Annotated in this window: 22 protein-coding genes and 1 tRNA gene; 17 read left to right on the top strand and 6 right to left on the bottom strand. The window is 71.2% G+C overall.

Features of this window, described 5'->3' with window-relative positions; genetic code table 11:
- The first annotated feature begins 109 nt into the window (after positions 1 to 109).
- The 6 genes from mtrA to secA all read left to right on the top strand — a co-directional run bounded on the left by mtrA (position 110) and on the right by secA (position 8,767).
- Complete coding sequence (gene mtrA, locus BIU96_RS07600) at positions 110 to 784, top strand: MtrAB system response regulator MtrA (protein WP_071292011.1); 675 nt, start codon at positions 110 to 112, stop codon at positions 782 to 784.
- Positions 785 to 828: 44 nt separating this feature from the next.
- Positions 829 to 2,457 carry an MtrAB system histidine kinase MtrB gene (mtrB, locus tag BIU96_RS07595; RefSeq protein WP_071292042.1) on the top strand — a complete coding sequence of 543 codons (1,629 nt, stop codon included), beginning with the start codon at positions 829 to 831 and terminating at the stop codon, positions 2,455 to 2,457.
- Positions 2,457 to 4,139 carry a GerMN domain-containing protein gene (locus BIU96_RS07590; RefSeq protein WP_071292010.1) on the top strand — a complete coding sequence of 561 codons (1,683 nt, stop codon included), beginning with the start codon at positions 2,457 to 2,459 and terminating at the stop codon, positions 4,137 to 4,139. The genes mtrB and BIU96_RS07590 overlap by 1 nt, the downstream gene beginning before the upstream one ends.
- 106 nt (positions 4,140 to 4,245) lie before the next feature.
- On the top strand, positions 4,246 to 4,977 hold the full coding sequence (locus BIU96_RS07585) for a phosphoribosyltransferase family protein (RefSeq protein ID WP_175477484.1): 732 nt from the start codon (positions 4,246 to 4,248) through the stop codon (positions 4,975 to 4,977).
- 149 nt (positions 4,978 to 5,126) lie between these two features.
- Positions 5,127 to 5,837 carry a ribosome-associated translation inhibitor RaiA gene (gene raiA / locus BIU96_RS07580; protein WP_071292008.1) on the top strand — a complete coding sequence of 237 codons (711 nt, stop codon included), beginning with the start codon at positions 5,127 to 5,129 and terminating at the stop codon, positions 5,835 to 5,837.
- A gap of 149 nt (positions 5,838 to 5,986) precedes the next feature.
- Positions 5,987 to 8,767, top strand: coding sequence for a preprotein translocase subunit SecA (gene secA / locus BIU96_RS07575; RefSeq protein WP_071292007.1), 2,781 nt, complete (start codon positions 5,987 to 5,989; stop codon positions 8,765 to 8,767).
- 90 nt (positions 8,768 to 8,857) lie between these two features.
- Here secA and BIU96_RS07570 read toward each other — a convergent pair whose 3' ends face one another.
- Positions 8,858 to 9,271 carry an Rv3235 family protein gene (locus BIU96_RS07570; RefSeq protein ID WP_071292006.1) on the bottom strand — a complete coding sequence of 138 codons (414 nt, stop codon included), beginning with the start codon at positions 9,269 to 9,271 and terminating at the stop codon, positions 8,858 to 8,860.
- A 114-nt stretch (positions 9,272 to 9,385) separates the two neighbouring features.
- Here BIU96_RS07570 and BIU96_RS07565 point away from each other — a divergent pair, with 114 nt between their 5' ends.
- A complete protein-coding gene (locus BIU96_RS07565) occupies positions 9,386 to 10,885 on the top strand; it encodes a sensor histidine kinase (protein ID WP_071292005.1) in 1,500 nt (499 codons plus the stop codon).
- A gap of 293 nt (positions 10,886 to 11,178) precedes the next feature.
- Here the strand turns inward: BIU96_RS07565 and BIU96_RS07560 are convergent, their stop codons facing one another.
- Positions 11,179 to 11,427, bottom strand: coding sequence for a WhiB family transcriptional regulator (locus tag BIU96_RS07560; RefSeq protein WP_022904217.1), 249 nt, complete (start codon positions 11,425 to 11,427; stop codon positions 11,179 to 11,181).
- 259 nt (positions 11,428 to 11,686) lie between these two features.
- Here BIU96_RS07560 and BIU96_RS07555 point away from each other — a divergent pair, with 259 nt between their 5' ends.
- Positions 11,687 to 12,109, top strand: a complete 423-nt coding sequence (locus BIU96_RS07555; RefSeq protein ID WP_071292004.1) for a hypothetical protein — start codon at positions 11,687 to 11,689, stop codon at positions 12,107 to 12,109.
- 134 nt (positions 12,110 to 12,243) lie between these two features.
- Here the strand turns inward: BIU96_RS07555 and bcp are convergent, their stop codons facing one another.
- Positions 12,244 to 12,714, bottom strand: a complete 471-nt coding sequence (gene bcp / locus BIU96_RS07550; RefSeq protein WP_071292003.1) for a thioredoxin-dependent thiol peroxidase — start codon at positions 12,712 to 12,714, stop codon at positions 12,244 to 12,246.
- 92 nt (positions 12,715 to 12,806) lie between these two features.
- Between bcp and BIU96_RS07545 the strand changes: the two genes are divergently transcribed.
- Positions 12,807 to 12,882, top strand: a tRNA-Lys gene (locus BIU96_RS07545).
- Positions 12,883 to 12,987: 105 nt separating this feature from the next.
- Here BIU96_RS07545 and BIU96_RS07540 read toward each other — a convergent pair.
- The gene (locus BIU96_RS07540) at positions 12,988 to 13,638 is read right to left on the bottom strand and encodes a YigZ family protein (protein WP_071292002.1); all 651 of its coding nucleotides are present in this window, start codon (positions 13,636 to 13,638) and stop codon (positions 12,988 to 12,990) included.
- Positions 13,639 to 13,720: 82 nt separating this feature from the next.
- Between BIU96_RS07540 and BIU96_RS07535 the strand changes: the two genes are divergently transcribed.
- The 8 genes from BIU96_RS07535 (at position 13,721) to BIU96_RS07500 (ending at position 19,745) form a co-directional block, all read left to right on the top strand.
- Positions 13,721 to 14,161 carry a hypothetical protein gene (locus tag BIU96_RS07535; protein ID WP_071292001.1) on the top strand — a complete coding sequence of 147 codons (441 nt, stop codon included), beginning with the start codon at positions 13,721 to 13,723 and terminating at the stop codon, positions 14,159 to 14,161.
- Positions 14,158 to 14,646 (top strand): ImmA/IrrE family metallo-endopeptidase, encoded by a 489-nt coding sequence (locus BIU96_RS07530; RefSeq protein ID WP_071292000.1) that lies wholly within the window; start codon positions 14,158 to 14,160, stop codon positions 14,644 to 14,646. Before BIU96_RS07535 ends, BIU96_RS07530 begins: the two co-directional genes overlap by 4 nt.
- Positions 14,643 to 15,569 (top strand): hypothetical protein, encoded by a 927-nt coding sequence (locus tag BIU96_RS07525; protein WP_071291999.1) that lies wholly within the window; start codon positions 14,643 to 14,645, stop codon positions 15,567 to 15,569. The genes BIU96_RS07530 and BIU96_RS07525 overlap by 4 nt, the downstream gene beginning before the upstream one ends.
- A 157-nt stretch (positions 15,570 to 15,726) precedes the next feature.
- Entirely contained in the window at positions 15,727 to 15,939 is a 213-nt protein-coding gene (locus tag BIU96_RS07520) for an SCO4848 family membrane protein (protein ID WP_070418512.1), read from the top strand.
- Positions 15,940 to 16,081: 142 nt separating this feature from the next.
- A complete protein-coding gene (locus BIU96_RS07515; RefSeq protein WP_071291998.1) occupies positions 16,082 to 16,759 on the top strand; it encodes a response regulator transcription factor in 678 nt (225 codons plus the stop codon).
- A gap of 61 nt (positions 16,760 to 16,820) precedes the next feature.
- Positions 16,821 to 18,110, top strand: coding sequence for a cell wall metabolism sensor histidine kinase WalK (locus tag BIU96_RS07510; RefSeq protein ID WP_254786024.1), 1,290 nt, complete (start codon positions 16,821 to 16,823; stop codon positions 18,108 to 18,110).
- A gap of 49 nt (positions 18,111 to 18,159) precedes the next feature.
- Positions 18,160 to 18,810 (top strand): PepSY domain-containing protein, encoded by a 651-nt coding sequence (locus BIU96_RS07505; RefSeq protein ID WP_071291997.1) that lies wholly within the window; start codon positions 18,160 to 18,162, stop codon positions 18,808 to 18,810.
- 98 nt (positions 18,811 to 18,908) lie between these two features.
- Positions 18,909 to 19,745: a VOC family protein gene (locus BIU96_RS07500; protein WP_071291996.1), complete on the top strand. Its 837-nt coding sequence runs from the start codon at positions 18,909 to 18,911 to the stop codon at positions 19,743 to 19,745.
- A 19-nt stretch (positions 19,746 to 19,764) separates the two neighbouring features.
- On the opposite strand, the gene BIU96_RS07495 is transcribed toward BIU96_RS07500, so the two are convergent.
- Together BIU96_RS07495 and BIU96_RS07490 are read right to left on the bottom strand one after the other, a co-directional pair.
- Complete coding sequence (locus tag BIU96_RS07495; RefSeq protein WP_071291995.1) at positions 19,765 to 20,070, bottom strand: hypothetical protein; 306 nt, start codon at positions 20,068 to 20,070, stop codon at positions 19,765 to 19,767.
- Between the two features lie 118 nt (positions 20,071 to 20,188).
- Complete coding sequence (locus BIU96_RS07490) at positions 20,189 to 21,736, bottom strand: amino acid permease (RefSeq protein ID WP_071292040.1); 1,548 nt, start codon at positions 21,734 to 21,736, stop codon at positions 20,189 to 20,191.
- Positions 21,737 to 21,980 lie beyond the last annotated feature (244 nt).

Here is a 21,980-nt window from a genome sequence, read left to right as displayed (position 1 = left end):
CGCGGTCGACACCCATCCTGTCGGAAAACGCCACCCGACGGGGCCTCGGCTATCGTGAGGGGGCAGGTGCGACCCGGCACCACCGCACGTCCCACGGAGTCCACATCACATGACACCGCGCATCCTCGTCGTCGACGACGACCAGGCCCTCGCCGAGATGATCGGCATCGTCCTCCGTTCCGAGGGCTACGAGCCGGAGTTCAGCGCCGACGGCAACGACGCCGTCGACGCGTTCCACAGCACGAAGCCCGACCTGGTGCTCCTCGACGTCATGCTCCCCGGCATCGACGGCATCGAGGTGTGCAAGCGGATCCGCGCCGAGAGCGGGACGCCGATCATCATGCTGACCGCACGCGGCGACACCGCCGACGTCGTCGCCGGCCTCGAGAACGGCGCCGACGACTACGTCGTGAAGCCGTTCAACCCGAAGGAGCTCGTCGCCCGGATCCGCACCCGGCTGCGGCCGTCCGCGGCCGACGCGACCGTCCTGCACGTCGGGGACCTCACGGTCGACGTCGCCGGGCACGAGGTCCGCCGGGGCGAGGCCGTGATCGCGCTGACGCCGCTCGAGTTCGACCTGCTCCGGGCCCTGTCCGAGAAGCCGAACCAGGTGTTCACGCGGGAGATGCTCCTCGAACAGGTGTGGGGCTACCACTACAAGGCCGACACCCGCCTGGTGAACGTCCACGTGCAGCGCCTCCGCGCGAAGATCGAGCACGACCCCGACAACCCGAAGATCGTCACCACGGTGCGCGGCGTCGGGTACCGGGCCGGAGGGGCCTGACCACCGTGGTCACCGTGCCGTCCGGTCGCAGCGCGCCGGGCCGCGTGGGCCGACGGGTCCGACGGTGGCTCCGTCGCGGGTGGCGTCCGGTCGCGTACCTGTGGCGCAGTTCCCTGATGGTCCGGTCGGTCGCGATCACCGTGATGACGACCGGCCTGGCGATCGCGATCATCGGCACCGCCGTGATGATCAGCATCTCGAACAACGTCTACTCGCAGCGTCGCGACCAGATCGAGGCCGAGTCGGCGCGTGCCACCGTCGTCGCGCAGGGCATCTTCGACGCCGCGACGGCGGGCGGGGACAACAACCAGACCGAGCTCGAGACGCTGCAGAACGAGGCGCAGCAGGCGATCCTGTCGAACACGACGAGCCCCGGCGGCACCAGCCTCGCGATCGAACGGAGTCCCGACCAGACGGCACCGCAGTCGCTGCAGACCGTCGCCAGCCCGGACTTCCCCGACCGGGCGATCAGCGACGCCCTCCGGAAAGAGGTCGGCAAGGACACCGGCAAGGTCAGCCTGCAGCCCGTGCGGCTCGAGGTCGACGGCCGGAGCCGACCCGGGCTCGCGGTCGGCTCGACGCTGCAGATCCCGAGCGCCGGGCAGTACGAGCTCTACCTGGTCTACGACCTGTCGGACGCACAGCAGACCCTCGACTTCGTGTCCCAGACGCTGTCCATCGGCGGGGTGGCGCTGATGGTGCTCATCGCGCTCGTGACCTCCCTGGTGGTCCGGCTCGTGATCGTTCCGATCCGCGGCGCCGCCGAGACCAGCCGCAAGATCGCGTCGGGCCGGCTCGACGAACGCATCCCGGTGCGGGGCAACGACGACATCGCCACCCTGGCGCGCAGCTTCAACGGCATGGCCGAGGCCGTGAGCCGGCAGATCACCCAGCTCGCCGAGCTCTCCCGCGTCCAGCAGCGGTTCGTCTCCGACGTGTCGCACGAGCTCCGGACGCCGTTGACGACCATCCGGCTCGCCGGCGACATGCTCTACGACTCCCGGCACGCCTTCGAACCGTCGGTCGGCCGCTCCGCCGAGCTCCTGCACACGCAGGTGGAGCGCTTCGAGCTGCTCCTCGCCGACCTGCTCGAGATCTCCCGGTTCGACGCGCAGGCCGTGCAGCTCGACCCGGAGCCCGTCATCCCCGCCGCCCTCGCGACCGACATCGTCGACGAGTTCCGTCCGCTGGCCGAACGCGCGGGCATCGACCTGCAGCTGGTGACCCCCGGCGGACACACCACGATGCAGCTCGACGCCAAGCGCGTCCGGCGCATCCTCCGCAACCTCGTCGGCAACGCGATCGAGCACGGCGACGCGAAGCCCGTGCAGGTGATCGTCGACAGCGACGCCCGCACCGTCGCGATCGCCGTCCGCGACCACGGCATCGGCATGCCACCGGAGGACGCCGCCCGAGTGTTCGACCGGTTCTGGCGCGCCGACCCGAGCCGGAAGCGCACCATCGGCGGGACCGGCCTCGGGCTCGCGATCTCCCTCGGCGACGCGAACCTGCACGGCGGACGGATCGATGTCTGGTCCCGCCCCGGCGAGGGGTCCACGTTCGTCCTCACCCTGCCCCGCAGCGAGCGCGTCGCGGTCACGACCTCGGCCATCCCGCTGCCCGACCTCGACGAGTCCTACGACGGCCCCCGGGCCGTGCGAGAGGAAGACTGATGCGCACCCGGTTCCGACACCTCATCGCCGTCGCGCTCGCCGCGGCGACCGTGGTCGCGGTCTCCGCCTGCGCCGCGATCCCCACCGACGGTCCGGTCCGGTCCGGCCAGACGATCAAGGACGAGTCGGTGTCCGGCCTCGACTACCGGCCGTTCAAGCCCGTGGCCGGGTCCGACCAGACGGCGATCCTCCGCGGGTTCATCGCCGCCGGCACGGGTGCGCAGGACGACTACGCGGTGGCACGGCAGTTCCTGGCGTCGGGGTACGCCGAGACGTGGAACCCCCGCCGCGGCGTCACCATCCGCGAGGACAACCCCACGGTCGAGCGCGTCGGTGACCGCGAGCTGAGCTACACCCTCACCGCGAGCGCCACCGTCGACGCCGCGGGCCAGTACACCCAGGCCGTCCGGCCGACCTCGACCACGCTGACCTTCCAGTTCACGCGGGAGGACGGGGAGTGGCGCATCGCCTACGCGCCGGACGGGATCATCCTGTCCCCGGTCAACTTCGACTCGGTGTTCCAGCAGCACGCGCTCTACTTCTTCGACCCGACGCACGAGTTCCTGGTGCCCGACGAGCGCTGGTTCCTCGCCCGCTCCTCGACGAGCACGAGGATCGCCAGTGCGCTGCTCGCCGGTCCGGCCGACTGGCTGAAGGACGCCGTCGTCACGTCGTTCCCCGCGGGGACGCAGCTCTCCCTGAACGCCGTGACGATCGACAGCGGGAAGGCCCTCGTCGACCTCTCGAGCGACGCCCTCAGCGCCAGCAGCCAGGAGCGCGCCCAGATGCGCGACCAGCTCCGCCGGTCGCTCGCGTCGGTGGCCACCGTGTCCTCCGTGTCGATCACCGTGGAGGGTGCCCCGTTCTCGGTCCCCGACACGACCGGCTCCGACGCCCAGGTGAACCCCGACGTCGACGCCCGACCGCTGGTCGAGCGCGACGGCTCGGTCGGCTACGCGTCGCCGTCCTCCGACAAGATCGCCGAGCTCGGCAACGGCATCGGGGACGAGGTGGGCCGTCTCGACCCGTCCTCGTTCGCGATCTCCGCGTCCGGCACGGCCGCGGTGGTGGGCAACGAGGACGGCGTCTTCGTGGTCCGGCCCCAGTCACGACTGCGAGTGGATGCGACCGACGACCTCGTCCCGCCGTCCGTCGACGATCTCGGTTTCGCCTGGGTCGCGGCCTCGTCGGACACCCGGAAGGTCACCGCCTACGGCCTCCGTGGCGATCCCCACGTGGTCAGCACGACCCTGCCGAAGGGCACGATGGTGTCGTTCCAGGTCTCCCGCGACTCGACGCGCGCGCTCGCGCTCATCGAGAGCGGTGACGGACCGAGCCTCTACGTGATGGCGATCGTGCGGGGCTCCGACCGGACCCCGACGGCCCTCGGCCCGCCGGTCCGTGTGCAGGCGGCCAGTGGTGACGCCGTGGGCGCCGCGTGGATCAACGACTCCGACATCGCGTCGCTCGGCCAGACCGCGAACGGTCCCGAGATCGTGCGGACGACCGTCGGCGGCCAGTCGAGCACCCTGCCGAAGCCGGACGGACGGGCGACCGCGATCGCCGGGGGCAGCGCCGGCTCGATGCTGCTGCGGATGTCCGACGGCTCGGTGCGGCAGTCCACCGGCGGAGGCTGGGAGGCGACGGGCGTCACCGCGGACGTGCTCGGCATCCAGCGCTGACGGGGCGGGTCCGGTCCTCCTCCACAGGGCGTCCAGCCTGGAGGCCCGTCCACGGTCTCCGGGACGGCCTCCCGCCCGGCGTCCGGTCACCGCCACCCTGGTGGACGTGACGACGACCGACCGGCCCTGGCAGGACGCGGTCCTCGCGGTGCTCGGGCTCGTCCTGCCGATCGTCTGCGCGGGGTGCGGCGCGCCCGACCGTGCCCTGTGCTCCGCCTGCCGCAGCGCGCTCGACCGCGAGCCCCGTCGCGTGCGCCTCGTGGCCGGGGTGCGGCTCGACGCGGGGTTCGAGTACGGGGGACTGGTCCGGACGCTCCTGCTCGAACTGAAGCTCCGCGGGCGCGTGGACCTCGCACGACCGCTCGGCACCCGGTTCGGTGCGCTCGTGCGGGCGGCGCTCGCCGAGGCCCCGGCGGGGACGCTCCTGCTCCGGGTCCCGCCGTCGCGGCACGGAGCCCGGCGCCGCGGGTTCGACCCCGTGGTGCTGCTCCTGGCACGCGGGGGAGTGCGTCGACCGAGGGCGCTCCGGCGCGTGCGTCGGCCGCCGCCCCGGCGAGTGTGTCCGCCCACCGACGCACCGGCGACTCCGGCGACGTCGCGTCCGGGGCGCGGGCGTTCGGCGCACCGACCGGGGCACGGGCAGAAGGAGCGCAGCGCGGTCGAACGGGTCGCGGCGACCGTCAGCACGCTGCGTGCCGACGGCGTCGCCGGGAAGGACGTCGTGGTCGTCGACGACGTCGTGACCACCGGCGTCACCATGGCCGAGGCGGTGCGGGCGGTGCGTGCCGCCGGTGGCCGCGTGGTGCGCTGCGTCGCGGTGGCGAGCGTCGACGAGTGAACGCCCGGTGGCCGCTGGGTGTCCGGTGGGTGTCTCCACGACTCACCGCGATCGCGTGACGCCGTGGTGGCTCCGGGTCTAGCCTCGCGGCAAGGCGTTCAGGATCGCCGGATGGAGGCGACGCGCTGAGTCTGGATGGGAGCCGCCACATGGACGTGACGATCACGGGCCGGAACATCGGGGTCACCGACCGATTCCGCACCTACGTCGAACAGAAGTCCGAGAAGATCGACGTGCTCGCCGACCGCGCCCTCGCCTTCGAGGTGCGCATCAGCCGCCACCACGAAAAGGCGGGCGGTTCCCAGGGCGAGGACCGCGTCGAGCTCACACTGATCGGCCCCGGCCCCCTCGTGCGGGCAGAGTCCGCGGCGTCGGACAAGTACGCCGCGTTCGACCTCGCGTTCGCCCGGATCATGGAGCGCCTGCGCCGGGCACGCGACCGCCGCAAGGTGCACCGCGGACGGCACGCCCCGACCTCGGTGGCCGAGGCCTCGGGCACCGCGTTCGAGCGCATGGGCATCGTGCCCGCCGACGGCAAGCTCATCGAGGACGTCGCCACCGGCGCCGTGCCCGTCGTCACCGACCGGGGTGAGGACGAGGACGAGGTGTACAGCCCCGTCGTGATCCGGCACAAGGTCTTCGAGGCCGCGCCGATGACGGTCGACGACGCGCTCTACTTCATGGAGCTCGTCGGACACGACTTCTACCTGTTCGTCGACGCGGAGACGCGCCGGCCGAGCGTGGTCTACCGCCGGAAGGGCTGGGACTACGGCGTCATCGGCATCGACGACCAGACCGCGGGCGGCTCGTCGGCGGCACTGTCCGGGGCGGAGTCCGAACCGGCGTCGGCGATCGCCTGACGCCGCGACCGGCAGTCCCGGGTGTGCGCGGTCCGTTCGCGGGCCGCGCACACCCGCGCCGCTCCCAGCACCCGGTTCGATCCGGTTGCTAGCATGACTGGCTGTTCGCATCGCGCAGGTCGCGCGTGACGATCTCGTAAGGAGCTCACGTGGCAAACGTGCTGGAGAAGGTCCTCCGCATCGGTGAAGGACGCACCCTCCGCCGGCTGAAGGCGTACGCCTCGGCGATCAACGACCTCGAGGACGACTTCGCGAGTCTCACCGACGAGGAACTCCAGGACGAGACGAAGGAGCTCCGCGAGCGGTACGCCAACGGCGAGACCCTCGACGACCTCCTGCCCGAGGCGTTCGCGGCCGTGCGGGAAGCAGCGAAGCGCACCCTCGGGATGCGGCACTTCGACGTGCAGCTCATGGGCGGCGCGGCGCTCCACCTCGGCAACATTGCCGAGATGAAGACCGGTGAGGGCAAGACCCTCGTCGCGACGACCGCGGCGTACCTCAACGCCATCCCGTCGCGCGGCGTGCACGTCATCACCGTGAACGACTTCCTCGCGTCGTACCAGTCCGAGATCATGGGCCGTGTGTTCCGTGCCCTCGGCATGACGACCGGCTGCATCATCGCGAACCAGTCGCCGGCCGAGCGTCGCGAGCAGTACGCCGCCGACATCACGTACGGCACGAACAACGAGTTCGGCTTCGACTACCTGCGCGACAACATGGCGTGGCAGTCCTCCGACATGGTGCAGCGTGGCCACTACTTCGCCGTCGTGGACGAGGTCGACTCGATCCTCATCGACGAGGCCCGCACGCCGCTCATCATCTCCGGCCCGTCCTCGGGCGAGGCGAACCGCTGGTTCACCGAGTTCGCGTCGATCGCCACCCGCCTGACCCCGGGCGAGGACTACGAGGTCGACGAGAAGAAGCGCACCGTCGGCGTGCTCGAGCCCGGCATCGAGAAGGTCGAGGACTACCTCGGCATCGACAACCTGTACGAGTCGGCGAACACGCCCCTGATCTCGTTCCTCAACAACTCCATCAAGGCCGTCGCCCTGTTCAAGAAGGACAAGGACTACGTCGTGATGAACGGCGAGGTGCTCATCGTCGACGAGCACACCGGCCGCATCCTGATGGGCCGTCGCTACAACGAGGGCATCCACCAGGCGATCGAGGCGAAGGAGGGCGTCGAGGTCAAGGCCGAGAACCAGACCCTCGCCACGGTCACCCTGCAGAACTACTTCCGCCTCTACCAGAAGCTGTCCGGCATGACCGGTACCGCCGAGACCGAGGCCGCCGAGTTCATGTCGACCTACAAGCTCGGCGTGGTCATCATCCCGACGAACCGGCCGATGCAGCGCATCGACCAGACCGACCTCGTCTACAAGAACGAGAAGGCCAAGTTCGAGCAGGTCGCCGAGGACATCGCGGAGCGCCACGAGAAGGGCCAGCCCGTCCTCGTCGGCACCACGAGCGTCGAGAAGTCCGAGTACCTGTCGAAGCTCCTCGCCAAGAAGGGCGTGAAGCACGAGGTCCTCAACGCGAAGAACCACGCGCGTGAAGCTGCGATCGTCGCCCAGGCCGGTCGTCTCGGCGCCGTGACGGTCGCGACCAACATGGCCGGCCGTGGTACCGACATCATGCTCGGCGGCAACTCCGAGTTCCTCGCCGTGCAGGAGATGCACGCGAAGGGACTCTCCCCGACGGAGACGCCGGAGGAGTACGAGGCCGCGTGGGACGACGTGTTCGCGCGCGTCAAGGCCGAGATCAAGGAAGAGGGCGACAAGGTCCGCGAGGCCGGCGGTCTCTACGTCCTCGGCACCGAGCGCCACGAGTCCCGCCGCATCGACAACCAACTGCGTGGTCGTTCCGGTCGTCAGGGCGACCCGGGCGAGAGCCGGTTCTACCTGTCGCTGACCGACGACCTCATGCGCCTGTTCAACTCCGGTGCCGCCGAGAGCCTGATGGGCCGCTCGAACGTGCCGGACGACCTGGCGATCGAGAACAAGCTCGTCGGCCGGGCGATCCGCTCCGCGCAGGCGCAGGTCGAGGGCCGCAACGCCGAGATCCGCAAGAACGTCCTGAAGTACGACGACGTCCTGAACCGCCAGCGCGAGGCGATCTACAGCGACCGCCGTCACATCCTCGAGGGCGACGACATCCACGACCGTGCGCAGTCGTTCCTGAAGAGCGTCGTCGATGACGTCATCGACACCCACACCGGTGAGGGCTCTCCGGACGACTGGGACCTCGACGCCATGTGGACCGAGCTCGGCACGCTCTACCCGATCTCGATCTCCATCGACGAGGTCATCACCGAGGCCGGGTCGAAGGGCAAGGCCTCGCGCGAGTTCCTCGGCCGTGAGATCCTCTCCGACGCCAAGCTCGCCTACACCACGCGTGAGGAACTCCTCGGCGAAGAGGCGATGCGTGAGCTCGAGCGTCGCGTCGTCCTGTCGGTCATCGACCGCCGCTGGCGTGACCACCTCTACGAGATGGACTACCTCAAGGACGGCATCGGCCTCCGCGCGATGGCGCAGCGCGACCCGCTGGTCGAGTACCAGCGTGAGGGCTACGCCCTGTTCCAGAGCATGATGGGGCAGATCCGCGAAGAGTCGGTCGGCTACCTGTTCAACCTCGAGGTCCAGGTGCAGTCCGACGGCGAGAACGCCGTCATCGAGGCGAAGGGTCTCGGCGAGGACGAGGTCTCCGGGCTCGAGTACTCGGCACCGTCCATCGACGGCGAGGTCGAGGTCCGCGACGAGCGCGGCCGCCTCGAGCAGGCCGCGACCGCTCGCGCACAGAAGGCGCAGGCCGAGGCCGAAGCGGCCGCCGGGCCGGAGCAGGGCTCCGCGTTCGGCAACGCCGCCACGGCATCCGGCCAGGCCGCGGCGAGCAACCGTGCCGAGCGTCGTCAGGCCGCCAAGAAGGGCTGACGCGACCACACTGCCGGACAGGAGGCGCGGTGCCGGCTGGCACCGCGCCTCCCGTCGTCGGTGGCGCACGTCCACGGCGCCCGCGCTCCGTCACAGGACCCCCACCGCCGTCGCCCGCCACCGTCCCTGTCGCTCCTCGAGCCGCATCGCGACCGCCCGGGCGTGGCTGCGGGTGTGCACGACGATCGTCGCCTCGGCGACGCCGTCCGCCGGGCAGCAGACGATCACGCTCCCGACGCGCAGGAGGGCCCGGGCTCGCGAACGGCCGCCGAGCTGCCGCGACCGCGCGGCCACGGCCGAGCGATGCTGCAGGTGTCGGTGCACGTCGTCCGTGATCCACCGAGCGATGCTGTCGACCTCACGCGCGCCGGTCAGGATCTCGGCCACGCAGAGCCCGAGGGCCCGCGCCGTGTCGTGCGCGTCGGTCGGTGGTGGGACGGCTGTGAGCCGCGTGGTCTCCGCCGTCGCCCCTCGGTCGTCGATGCGGCGTGCTTCCTCGGCCACTCTGCCCCTTTCGTCGGGGCGAGCGTATGGCGAGTGCAACATGAGAAATATGACAGCGGTAGAGCTGTGGACAGCGCGACGTTGTCCACAGCGGGGCGCACCTAGACTGACGGAGTGTCGACCCTCAGTGACCTCGTCCTCGCACAAGGCCGTTCCTCCGATGCCGATGTCGAATGGCTCCACCTGCTCGTCGGTGACTGGCAGCTGCTCGCCGACCTGTCCTTCGCCGACATGGTCCTGTGGGTCCCCACGGCCGAGGACGGCTCGTTCGTGGCCGTCGCGCACGCCCGCCCGAGCTCCGCCGCGACGCTCTTCTACCGCGACATCGTCGGGCAGGAGATCCGCGAGGAGTGGCGCGAGCAGGTCACCGAGTGCTTCGCCGGAGCCAAGGTCGTCGACTCGGCCGAGCCAGACTGGTACGAGGACACCCCGACGCGCGTGCGGGCGATCCCCGTGCTGCGCCGGCTCAGCGCGAAGAGCGCCGAGACCACCGAGCGCCCCATCGCCGTCGTCACACGGCACTCCAACCAGGACGAGATGCGCACGCCGAGCCGGCAGGAGCTGAACTTCACGGCGAGTGCGAACGACCTGTTCGGCATGATCTCCACCGGCGACTTCCCGGACATCGGTGCCCCGGCCGGACCCCGTCGTGGTGCGCCGCGCGCGAGCGACGGACTGCTCCGGCTCGACACGAACGGCATCGTCACCTTCGCGAGCCCGAACGGCCTCAGCGCGTTCAACCGGATGGGCTTCGAGGGCGAACTCGAGCGGAAGTCCCTCGCCGAGGTCACCACCGAACTCATCGGCTCCCAACTCGACGTCGACGAGTCCCTGCCGCTGGTCGTCACCGGGCGCGCACCGTGGCGGGCCGACGTCGAGTCGAAGGGCGTCACCGTCTCGCTCCGGTCGATCCCGCTCCGCGACCACGGTGACCGCATCGGCGCGATCGTGCTGTGCCGCGACGTCACCGAGCTGCGGCACCAGGAGCGCGAGCTCATCACGAAGGACGCGACGATCCGCGAGATCCACCACCGCGTCAAGAACAACTTGCAGACCGTCGCGTCGCTGCTCCGGATCCAGGCTCGGCGGACCCACTCCGACGAGGCGCGCACCTCACTGCAGAACGCGATGCGGCGCGTCGCGGCGATCGCCGTCGTGCACGACACGCTGTCGAGCGGCCTCAGTCAGACGGTCGACTTCGACGAGGTCTTCGACTCCGTCCTCAAGCTCGTCACCGAGGTCGCCGCCTCGCACAACACGACCGCACACCCGAAGAAGACCGGCGAGTTCGGCGTCCTGCCGTCCGAGGCCGCGACGCCGCTCGCGCTCGGGCTCACCGAGCTCGTCACGAACGCCGTCGAACACGGGCTCGACGGCCGCGACGGCGAGGTCGAGATCGTGGCGGAGCGCTTCGACGACCACCTCGACATCCAGGTCCGCGACAACGGCCGGGGTCTGCCGGAGGGCAAGGTCGGCTCAGGTCTGGGAACGCAGATCGTCCGCACGCTCATCCAGGGCGAGCTCGGCGGCACCATCGACTGGCACACCCTGACCGGCAGCGGCACCGAGGTGACGATCACCATCCCCTTCCGCTGGCTCACCGCCGCCGCGTAGCGCCCGGCGTCCGCCGCAGGCCGCCGGCACCGGCGCGCCTCGTCCCCGTTGCGCCCCGCCACGGACATGGCGCCCCGAGCCGCCAGCGACGCCGACCTCGTTGCACCCCGACACGAACATCGCGCCCGGGTGTGCGAGGGCGCGATGTTCGTACGCGGGTGCAAAGCACGGGCACGGGCACGGGCACGCGCACGGGCACGCGTCGGCGTCCGCGGACGCGACCCGCACCCCGGACACGACGACGCCCGCCGCCCCGAGGGGACGGCGGGCGTCAGTGCGTCAGGACGCGTGCGTCAGGAGGCGCGACGGGCGCGAGCGGCGCGGCGCTTCAGCGCACGACGCTCGTCCTCGCTGAGGCCACCCCAGACACCGGAGTCCTGGTTGTTCTCGAGTGCGTACTGCAGGCACATCTCGGTGACCGTGCAGCGAGCGCAGACCGACTTGGCCTTCTCGATCTGGTCGACGGCCGGTCCGGTGTTCCCGACGGGGAAGAAGAGCTCGGGGTCCGCGGTGAGGCAGGCTGCCTGGTCACGCCAGTCCATGTGTGGTGCTCCTTGAAATCGATGCTCGAACGGCAGGCCGGGGCCGCGGTTCGGGGATCGGAACGCTGAGCATGCGCGAGGCACGAGGGGACACCCGTGGGGGAGGAGTCCGCTGGAAGCGAGTCTGACGCCCGCGAACGCTCGGGGGAGGAGCGTCGAACCACGGGAGACGCACACCACATCGTGCCGTCCAAACGACCTCGAATATCGTTCCATACTGGTAGGGCCAAATCAAGGGTTCCGACGCTGGAGGAATGCTGTGCCCGACACCACCCCGAACGAGTCCGAGCCCGCGGAGCGGAGGTCTCCTGCCCTCGTGGCGCTCCTCGTGGTCGTCGGCGTGGAGTTCGCCGCCCTCGTCGTGGTGACCGTCGTCCTGATCGTCGAGCTGGTCGTCGCGCCGGCGACGAGCATCGCCTCCGGCATCGCGCTGACCATCCTGTCCGCCATCGCGGCGCTCTGGCTCGGCTCCCTCGTCATCGGCCTGCGGAACCGTCGCCCGTGGGTCCGCTCCGGGATCATCGTCTGGCAGGTCCTGCAGGGTGCGCTCGCGATCGGCGCGTTCCAGGGCGTCTTCCGCGTGCCCGCCGTCGGCTGGCTGCTGCTCATCCCGGCGCTCCTCGGGATCACCCTGGTGCTGTCGCGTCCGGTGACGGAGGCGCTCGCCCGTCCGGCCGAGTAGACGGATCCGACGAACGGACTGGAGGCGCGGTGCCAGCTGGCACACCTCCCTCGCAGGCTCGGTCGGCGCGCCCCGCGTGACGCTGGCGCGTCACCGCTGAGCGGGGCGCGCCAGTTCGTGCCGTGGTCCGGTCCTCAGACCAGACCGAGCTTCTTCCGCAGGCTCGCCACGTGCCCGGTGGCCTTCACGTTGTAGAGCGGCAGCTGCACGGTGCCGTCCTCGTCGACCACGATCGTCGACCGGATCGTGCCGGTGACGATCTTCCCGTAGTTGTTCTTCTCGCCCCAGGCCGCGTACGCCTTGTGCACGGCGAGGTCCGGGTCGCTCAGCAGGGGGAAGGTCAGGGCCTGCTCGTGCTGGAACTCCTTGAGAGCCGGAAGGTCGTCCTTCGAGATGCCGAGCACCTCGTAGCCGGCCGCCTGCAGGGACGACATGTTGTCGCGGAAGTCGCACGCCTCGGTGGTGCAGCCCGGGGTGGACGCCGCCGGGTAGAAGTACACGATGACCTTCTTGCCGCGCAGTGCGGCGAGCGAGTGCTCGGTGCCGTCCTGGTCGGGCAGGGTGAAGTCGGGGGCGGTGTCGCCGGCGGCGAGACGGTCGGTCATGGTGCTCCTGTTCGGTTCGGTGCCCCGAGTGGTCAAGAGCACGCGAAACCCATGCTATTGTTGTTTCCCGTTGCAGCAGCGAAGCGCAACATGCACCTCTAGCTCAATTGGCAGAGCAACTGACTCTTAATCAGTGGGTTCTCGGTTCAAGTCCGAGGGGGTGCACCAGCAAGGCCCCGGCTCACCGAGTCGGGGCCTTCGTCGTTCCCGGTGCGGATGGGTGCCTCGGCGAGACACGCCCGACGTGCCGCTCGGGTGCGATCTCGTCGGCGCTCAGCCCGCTGGGACGTCGACCACGCGCTCCTCGCCGACGACCGGCTCGAGCACGCCGGCCGAGGCCGCGGCGAGGTCTGCGCGGAGCGGATCGAGGGCGTCGCGCGGGACCCACAGCTCGAAGGTCGCGGTCGCGGCGTAGACCGGGTCGCCCAGCGTGGCGCCGTGGTGCCGGACCCAGTCGCGCAGGACGTTGTCGATCCGTCCGGCGTCGGCGTGCGGCGCGTCCACCGTGACCCGGGTGAGCGCCTGCCGCCGGACGAGGGCGGCCCGGTCGAGCGCTTCCGACACCGAGGTCGAGTAGGCGCGGACGAGGCCGCCGGCGCCGAGCTTCACCCCGCCGAAGTACCGCGTGACGACGGCGACCACGTCGGTCAGGTCCCGCCGCCGGAGCACCTCGAGCATCGGCACCCCGGCGGTGCCGGAGGGTTCGCCGTCGTCGGACGAGCGCGCCTGGTCCCCGAGGACCCCGGTCACCATCGCGGTGCAGTTGTGCCGGGCGTCCCACCGGCGCCGCCGGACCTCGGCGATCACGCGGTCCGCGTCCGCCACGTCGGCGACCGGCGCGACGGTGGTGATGAAGCGCGACCTCGTGATGACGATCTCGTGCTCGACCGGCTCCGCGATCGTGGACGGGTAGGCAGCGGGCACCCTCCGAGGGTAGCCGCGGCGCCGGAGCGGGCCGCGCTAGCATGTCATGCACGACGTGCGGCTGGGGAGGAGTCCGATCGACATGGCGACAGCAGATCCGAAGGGCGGTGTCCTCGACGCCGCCGAACTCGCGCGCCGGTTGAACCTCCTGCTCGACTTCGAGGAGGCCCAGCGCGGGTCGCCCGTGCCGTTCGCCGCGATCGAGGAGTACGTCGCCGAGCAGGGCGGTTCGCTGTCCCGCGCCAAGTGGACCTACATGCTGTCCGGCGACGGTCGGCGGAACCGTGACACCGGGCTCCTGCGGCTGCTCGCCGGGTACTTCGAGGTCGACGAACGGTTCCTGCTCGAGGACAGCGACGTCCCCGAGCGCATCGGTGCGCAGCTGGCGCTCGTCCGGTCCCTCCGGTCGGCGCGGGTCAGCGGGTTCGCGGCCCGCACGTTCCCCGGCGAGCTCTCGCCCGAGGCGCTCCGCCGGATCGCCGAGGTCCTCGAGGAGGAGTCCGAGCGGGGGAGCGTCGTATGACGCGGGACCAGACCGCCGGACCCGACCGGGCCGACTTCGTCGCGGAGTTCTGGGCGCGCGGCGCCGCCGAGGGCTGGTCGGACGTCGACCAGGCCGTGTCCGCCGCGGCCACCGTGGTCGGCAAGCCCATCGTGGTGCGCGAAGAGGCGTTCCTCGCGGCGGAGCCGGTCTGCGGGTTCGTCGCGACGCTCGAGCGCCAGCACCTCATCATGATCTCGCCGACGGCGTCGCGGACCTTCCGGTCGTTCGTGATCGGGCACGAGCTCGGGCACATCCTGCACCGGCACCAGGACCACGCGCCCCAGGCGGCCTACATCCGCGACGTCATCCCGGACCTGCCGGAGTACAAGGTCGAGCGGGCGCTCGCCCGCGGACTGTTCTCGAACGAGTACGAGCACGAGGCCGAGGTCTTCGCTGACCGGCTGGCCGGGCTCATCCGCGACCACCGCGACCGTCCGAGTGCCTTCCGCGGGGTCTTCGGGTGATCGTCTCCGTCGTCGAGGCGCTCCTCCTCATCGCGGGCACCGTGACGCTGCTCGTGCTGCAGCGTCGGCAGGACCGGACCCTCGCGGTCACCTTCCTGCTCTTCGCGGCGACGATCGTCACGAACGTCGATCCGCTGTACCGCTGGCTCGATCCGCTGCTCGGCGGGTTCAACGTCGTCACGGTGATCAGCGACTGCCTCATGGTCGCCGGCACGAGCACGCTGCTCTGGGGCGTGGCGAAGGCGGTCGGGGCGGCGCGGCCCTGGCTGCGGAACGCGATCGTCGTCACCTGCGCCGTCGTGGTGGTCGTGGTCGTCGTGGCGTTCACGGTGCTCGACAAGCCGCCGACCACGACGACGTTCATGCTCGACGCGGGGCAGCACCCGGCAGCCGCGGTGTACTCGATCGCGCAGACGGTCTACCTCGGGGTGGCGCTGGGTGCGACGGGGCTCATCTGCGTCCTGCGCCTCCGGGAGGCCCGCACCACGACGGACCTCGTCGGGCTGTGGGTGCTCGTGCTCGGCGGCGTGCTCGGCGTCGTCCGGATGGTGGTCGTCGTGGTGATGGACCTGGCGCACGTGCTCGGCGACCTCGACACCACGCACGCGCTGGCACTGCCGTACGACGTCACGACGCCGGGGGCGGTGATCTGCGTCTCGTCGGGGATGCTCCTGCTCGTCATCGGTCACCAGGTGTCGCGCCGTCGGCGGTCGCGCCGGGTCGAGGTCGCACTGCACCGGCTCGCGCCCCTGCACGAGCGCGTCGGGATCGACAACGCCTACCCGGAGTCGGTCGACCCGGCCACCCGGCTCAGCCGGCTCATCGTGGAGATCAACGACGGCGCACGGCGGGCGCGCCGACCCCTCAGCGAGGCCGAGCGCACCGCGCTGTCCGACGCCGAGGCGGCCCTCGAGACGGCGTAGCCGACAGCGGGACACCGATCCCACTGGATGGCTCGACTCCGCCGAGGGTGCCGTGTAGGGTTTGTAGCAGGTGCTACAGATCGTGTGGCCGCCGGGGTGGGTCTCGGCCGCGTTGGGGGCGGCCGAGCACCACCGCCCCCGGCTCTAGGATCGTCGGGTGACCGTCTTCGCAGCCCTCGTCCTGTTCATCGGTGCCGTCTTCAACGTCGTCACCTGGCCGCGCTTCTTCCAGCGCGTCGCGAAGGACAGCCGAGCGCGGGACGCCGCCGGCAAGCCGACCACCTTCTACACGGTGCACCTCGTGCTGCTCCTCATCGCCCTGGCGATCGCCGTCGCCGCCGTGGTCGCCGGGATCCTCCTGCTCGTCTGAGCGGCGGCAGACGCGACCGGCTGACGCGACCGGCTGACGGCCTGGAGGCGCGTGGCGGGCCCGCACCGCGCCTCCAGTCCGGTACCCGGTCCCGTCCACTCCGCTTCAGGCGCGCTTCAGCGGGACCCGGGAGGATCGACCCATGCGTGTGCTGGTGGTCGACGACGAAGTGCGGCTCGCCGACGGCGTGCGCCGCGGCCTCGAGGCCGAGGGCTGGGCGGTCGACGTCGCGCACGACGGCGTCGACGGCCTGTGGCACGCCCGTGAGTTCACGTACGACGCGATCGTGCTCGACCTGATGATGCCGGGCCTCAGCGGCTGGGCGGTGTGCGCGCAGCTGCGTGCCGACGGCGACTGGACCCCCGTCCTCATGCTCACGGCGAAGGACGGCGAGTGGGACCAGGTCGAGGCGCTGGACGCCGGTGCCGACGACTACGTGACGAAGCCGTTCTCGCACCCCGTGCTCGTCGCACGGCTCCGTGCCCTGGTCCGTCGCGGCGCTCGCGAGCGTCCGGCGGTGCTGACGCTCGGCGACCTCGTCGTCGACCCGGCCGCGCGCACGGTGTCCCGCGCCGGAACGCCCGTCGAGCTGACCAGCCGGGAGTTCGCGGTGCTCGAGTTCCTCGCGCGGCGGGCCGGACAGGTCTGCTCGAAACGGGACGTCATCGACAACGTCTGGGACGTCGACTTCGAGGGGGACCCGAACATCGTCGAGGTCTACGTCGGGCACCTCCGCCGGAAGCTCGACCGGCCGTTCGGACGGACGGCGCTCGAGACCGTGCGCGGTGCCGGCTACCGGTTGGCGGCGAACGGTGGCTGACCGTGTGTCGTCCGGCCGTCGACGATTCCGGTCGGTCCGCGCGCGCACCACGCTCGGGGCCGTGGCGGTCGTGCTCGCGGCGCTCCTCGTCGGTGCCGCGGCGTTCGTCGTGGTGCTCCGGCTCGTGCTGCTCGACGGCGTGCGGACCTCGGCGGAGGCCGGGCTCGAGCAGGCGTCCTCGCGCGTGGAGGCCGACGGCGCCGCAGCCGTGAGCGGCTACGAGGACGTCCTCGTGCAGGTCGTCGCCGAGGACGGTTCGGTGCTCGCGCACGGCGACGACGCCGACCCGCCCGCCCTGCCGACCGCCGACGAGTCCCGCTGGAACCACGACGGTGAGCGGTGGCTGCTCGTGGCCGACGACGTCGACCTGCCCGGCGGCGGCGAGGCCACGCTCGTCTACGGGGCCTCGCTCGAGCAGTCCGACACCGCCCTGCGCGCCGCGATCGGGCTGCTGGCGGTCGGCGTCCCCGTCCTGGTCCTCCTGATGGGGCTCGTGACGTGGGTAGTCACCGGTCGCTCGCTCCGTCCGGTCGACCGGATGCGGGGCGAGGTCGACACGATCCGCACGGCCCGTCCCGACGCCCGGGTCGACGTGCCGGACACGGGCGACGAGATCGCCCGGCTCGCGACGACGATGAACGCCATGCTCGAGCGACTCGACCGCTCTGCCGAGGCGCAGCGCCGGTTCGTGTCCGACGCCTCGCACGAGCTCCGCTCGCCGATCGCGACGATCCGGCAGCACGCCGAGGTCGCCGTCGCGCACCCGGACCGTGTCGACGTCGGCGAGCTCTCCGGCGTGGTGCGGTCGGAGGCGCTCCGGCTGCAGGACCTGGTGTCCGCGCTGCTCGAGCTCTCGCGGCTCGACGAGGGCGGGATCGGTGCCGCGAAGTCGGTGGACCTCGACGACCTCGCACTGGACGCCGTAGCCCGGGCGCGGGCGCGTACCGACGGCGCGGACCCGGGCGGGCGCGGCGTGGTGGTCGACGGCTCCGGGATCGGCCCGGCGCGGGTGCTCGGCAACGACCGCGTGCTCGCCGGCGTCGTCCGCAACCTCGTCGACAACGCGGTCCGCCACGCCACCGCCCGCGTCTCGGTCGCCCTCGCCGAGGTCGACGGGGACGCCCTGCTGACCGTGGACGACGACGGCGCCGGGGTGCCGCCGGGGGACCGCGACCGGGTGTTCGAGCGGTTCGTCCGGCTCGACGAGGCCCGGAGCCGCGACGCGGGCGGCGCCGGGCTCGGCCTCGCGATCGTGCACGACGCGGTCCGCGTGCACGGTGGCACCGTCCGGGTGACCGACGCTCCGACGGGTGGGGCGCGGTTCGAGGTGAGCATCGCACTCGGTGGCTGACCAGGGCGCTTCAGGTCTGCTTCAGCACCCGGTCGGCAGTCTTGCCGGCATGAACGCTCTCCAGAACGACACCGTCCGCACCACCACCACCACCAGCCGCACCGCGCGCCGCCTCGCCGGACTCGCCGCGCTGCCGCTCGTCGCCTCCCTCGCGCTCGTCGGGTGCGCCTCCGACGACTCGGACGCCGCCGACGCCGGGTCCGGCTCGGGCAGCAGCAGCGCGGCGACCGGTGGGGCCTCGGGCAGCACGGCCGACGCCGCGTCGAACGAGTCGCTGCTCGCCGCCGTCGAGACCGCCCGGAAGGCCGTCGAGTCCAGCACCGTGATCTCGGTCGAGCAGGAGCAGAACGCCGCCGCCTACGAGGTCCTCGTGGTGACCGGCGACGGCGACGAGCACGAGGTGCGCACCGACGCCGAGGGCACCGCGGTGGACGGGTCGCCCCGCACCGAGCAGTCCGACGCGGACGACAAGGCCGAGAACGAGCGCTTCGTCGCCGCGGCCGACCTCGACGTCAGCGACGCCGTGCGGAAGTTCGAGGACCTGCACGCTGGCACGATCACCGAGCTCGGGCTCGACGACCACCTCGGGAAGGTCGTCTGGGAGGGTGACGTCCGCGACTCGTCCGGCACGAAGCACAGCGTCCGGATCGATGCCGGCTCCGGCGCGGTCGTCACGGACGAGGTCGACACCGACGACTGAGCCCGGTCGGCACCGCCCCTGGCAGCGCGCCCCGGCGTCGGCGGTCCGGGGTAGACCAGGGGCATCCGGTGGATCGCCGGCCGACGCACGGAGGCACCATGACCGACGAGACCCCTCGCTCGTACCCGCAGGGCGTGCCGAGCTGGATCGAGGCCCGACACCCCGATCCGGACGCCGCACTGGCCTTCTACGCCGGCGTTTTCGGGTGGGACGCCGAGGAACGCGTGCCACCGGGCGCGCCCGGTTCCTACCGCATCGTGAGCGTCGACGGGCGCGACGTCGGGGCGATCACCTCGAGCGACGACCCCGCGACGTGGACCACGTACATCGCGGTGGACGACGCCGACGCGACCGCCGCCCGCGTGGTCGAACTCGGCGGGACCGCCGCCGAGCCCGCGGACGCCGGACCCGGGGGCTCTGCCGGTCGCGGTGTCGACTGCACCGATCCACGGGGCGCCGCGTTCGCGCTCTGGCAGGCGCGCGAGCGGCTCGGTGCGCAGCACATCAACGCGCCGGGCGGCTGGGTGTTCAGCGATCTCCGCGCTCGCGAGCCCGAGCAGGCGGTCTCGTTCTACGAGCGGCTGTTCGGGTGGCGGGTGTCGGACGTCCGCGAAGGACCGAGCACGATGGTCCGCCTGCCCGGCTACGGCGAGCACCTGGCAGCGACGTCGGACCCGGCCATCCACGAACGGCAGGCCGCTGCGCCAGAGGGCTTCGCGGACGTCGTCGCCGCGCTCGAGGGCACCGACGGCGGACCGGACGACTGGCACGTGTCGTTCCGTGTGGCCGACCGCGACGACGCTGCGGCGCGGGCGGAACGGCTCGGCGGACGGGTGCTCGACACCTGGGACGGGTACTGGACGCGTGCGGTCGAGCTCCAGGACCCGCAGGGAGCGACCTTCCGCGTCTCGCAGTTCGCGCCGGACGACCACTGAGCGGGCCGACCGACCGGGCTCAGGACTCCTGCGGCAGGGGCGTGCCGAGCACCCGGCGGAGCGCCAGCTCGGCCAGCCGCTCGTCGGAGGTGTCGAGCAGCACGCGGTACGTCTCGTCCGGTGCGACGAACTCGACGCACACCGCGTCGAAGTCGCACGGCCCGAGTCGCCATCCGCGGACCTCGTCCATCGGCACCGCCGTCAGGCCGTCGCGGTCGTAGCTCGTCTCCGCAGTCACCCGGTCGTCGTAGACCCGGACACGGCCGAACGTGCCTCGCCAGGTCAGTTGGAGATCGAGCGTGGGGGAGGCAGAAGGGTCCGGCACCCGCCGATCGTACCGACGGGTGCCGGACCCTCCGCCATCCGAGGACGGCTCGTGTCGCTATGCGGACAGCGACGTGTCTGCGGACCGCCGTCCGCCGCGCACGGTCAGCCGACCGACCTCAGTCGGTGCCGTCGCCGTCCCCGTCGTGGCCGCGGCGCACCTGGTTGGCGGGGTCGCGTCCGGTGATCGGGTACGGCCCGGTGACGCCCTCGCGGAGGGCGGCGATGCGGAGGATCCGGTCGCGCTGCAGGAACCAGCCGACGATGAGCAGCGGGATCACGATCACGAGCGAGGCGATCGTGTAGGTGCCGACGGGGTAGTCGATCGCCATCAGCACGATGACCGACGCCAGGAACGCCAGCGTCAGCCAGGCGGTCACCGGGGCACCGGGCAGGCGGAACGTCGGCTCCTTCGCGAGCCCCTGCTTCGCCCACTGCCGCAGGCGCATCTGGCAGAGGATGATCGTGCCCCACGCCGTGATGATCCCGAGGCTGGCGATGTTCAGCGCGATCTCGAAGGCCTGGCTCGGCACGAAGTAGTTGAGCACGACGCCGGCGACGGTGAAGGCCGCGGTGAGCAGGATGCCGGCGTACGGCACGCCGCCCTTCGACATCTTGGTGGTCCACTTCGGAGCCGACCCGTTCATGCCCATCGAGTGCAGGGCGCGACCGGTCGAGTAGAGCCCCGCGTTGAGCGACGACAGCGCGGCGGTGAGCACGACGAAGTTCATGATGCCGCCGACGATCGAGCCGACCTGCGGGTTGCCGAGCGACGAGAAGAACGTCACGAAGGGGCTCTCGCCCTCCTTGTACGCGGTGTACGGCAGGAGCAGCGAGAGCAGCACGATCGACCCGACGTAGAAGACCGCGATGCGGAAGACGACGGAGTTGATGGCGCGGGGGATGACCTTCTCGGTGTTCTGGGTCTCACCCGATGCCGTCCCGACGAGCTCGATGGCCGCGTACGCGAACACGACGCCCTGGATCACGATGACCGCAGGGAGCACGCCGTTCGGGAAGAGCCCGCCGTTGTCACCCCAGATCGAGAACCCGGTGCGGACCGCTTCGCTGCCGGCCTCGACCGGGAACGCGAAGACGAGCCAGATGATCGCGACGACCAGGAAGGTCACGAGCGCCGCGACCTTGATGAGGGCGAACCAGAACTCGAGTTCGCCGAAGACCTTGACCGCGACCATGTTGGCGGCGAGCACGACGACCAGGGCGATGAGCGCGAGCAGCCACTGCGGCGCCGCGGTGAACGCCGACCAGTACTGCAGGTAGATCGCGACCGCGGTGGTGTCCACGATCGACGTCATCGCCCAGTTCAGGAAGTACATCCAGCCGGCGGCGTAGGCGAACTTCTCGCCGTAGAACTCGCGGGCGTACGAGATGAACGACCCCGAAGACGGGCGGTGCAGCACGAGCTCGCCGAGCGCGCGGAGGATGAAGAACGCGAAGATCCCGGCGATCAGGTAGGTCAGGGCGAGCGCCGGGCCCGCGGTGTGCAGGCGTCCGCCGGCTCCGAGGAAGAGGCCGGTGCCGATGGCGCCGCCGATGGCGATCATCTGCAGTTGCCGGGGCTTCAGTCCGTGCTGGTAGCCCTCCTGCTCGTGCGAGAAGTCGTTCGCGGGCGCACGGTTCACGCCGGTGTCGTTCTGCGCTGTCATGCGCGTCACGCTACAGGTGGAGTGGAGCGGGGCGGCACACAACGATGTGAGTCGGCTGAACTGTAACGACCCGATCACGATCCCGATCGGCATCGGTGTGGGCGACACGCCGTGTTCGGGGTACGTCGTTGCCGGGATTCCGGCGGACCTCGATTCGCGACGGGGGACACCCGTGGATAGCCTTGAACGTCCCTTCAGGGACACCGACGATCAGGACGCGTCCACTCTGAGCGTGCGAACCACG

The sequence above is a fragment of the Curtobacterium sp. MCBA15_008 genome, assembly GCF_001865065.1.
In the GTDB taxonomy this organism is placed as follows: domain Bacteria; phylum Actinomycetota; class Actinomycetes; order Actinomycetales; family Microbacteriaceae; genus Curtobacterium.
Note: the sequence above shows the minus strand (reverse complement) of the source record. Positions and strands in the feature narration are given on the sequence as shown.

Excerpts from the sequence above, each read along its gene's own strand:
- BIU96_RS07515 (WP_071291998.1), top strand. The coding sequence starts at position 16,082 with ATGCGTGTGCTGGTGGTCGACGACGAAGTGCGGCTCGCCGACGGCGTG.
- BIU96_RS07590 (WP_071292010.1), top strand. The coding sequence starts at position 2,457 with ATGCGCACCCGGTTCCGACACCTCATCGCCGTCGCGCTCGCCGCGGCG.
- bcp (WP_071292003.1), bottom strand. The coding sequence starts at position 12,714 with ATGACCGACCGTCTCGCCGCCGGCGACACCGCCCCCGACTTCACCCTG.
- mtrA (WP_071292011.1), top strand. The coding sequence starts at position 110 with ATGACACCGCGCATCCTCGTCGTCGACGACGACCAGGCCCTCGCCGAG.
- BIU96_RS07505 (WP_071291997.1), top strand. The coding sequence starts at position 18,160 with ATGAACGCTCTCCAGAACGACACCGTCCGCACCACCACCACCACCAGC.
- BIU96_RS07530 (WP_071292000.1), top strand. The coding sequence starts at position 14,158 with ATGACGCGGGACCAGACCGCCGGACCCGACCGGGCCGACTTCGTCGCG.
- BIU96_RS07560 (WP_022904217.1), bottom strand. The coding sequence starts at position 11,427 with ATGGACTGGCGTGACCAGGCAGCCTGCCTCACCGCGGACCCCGAGCTC.
- BIU96_RS07490 (WP_071292040.1), bottom strand. The coding sequence starts at position 21,736 with ATGACAGCGCAGAACGACACCGGCGTGAACCGTGCGCCCGCGAACGAC.
- BIU96_RS07535 (WP_071292001.1), top strand. The coding sequence starts at position 13,721 with ATGGCGACAGCAGATCCGAAGGGCGGTGTCCTCGACGCCGCCGAACTC.
- BIU96_RS07500 (WP_071291996.1), top strand. The coding sequence starts at position 18,909 with ATGACCGACGAGACCCCTCGCTCGTACCCGCAGGGCGTGCCGAGCTGG.
- raiA (WP_071292008.1), top strand. The coding sequence starts at position 5,127 with ATGGACGTGACGATCACGGGCCGGAACATCGGGGTCACCGACCGATTC.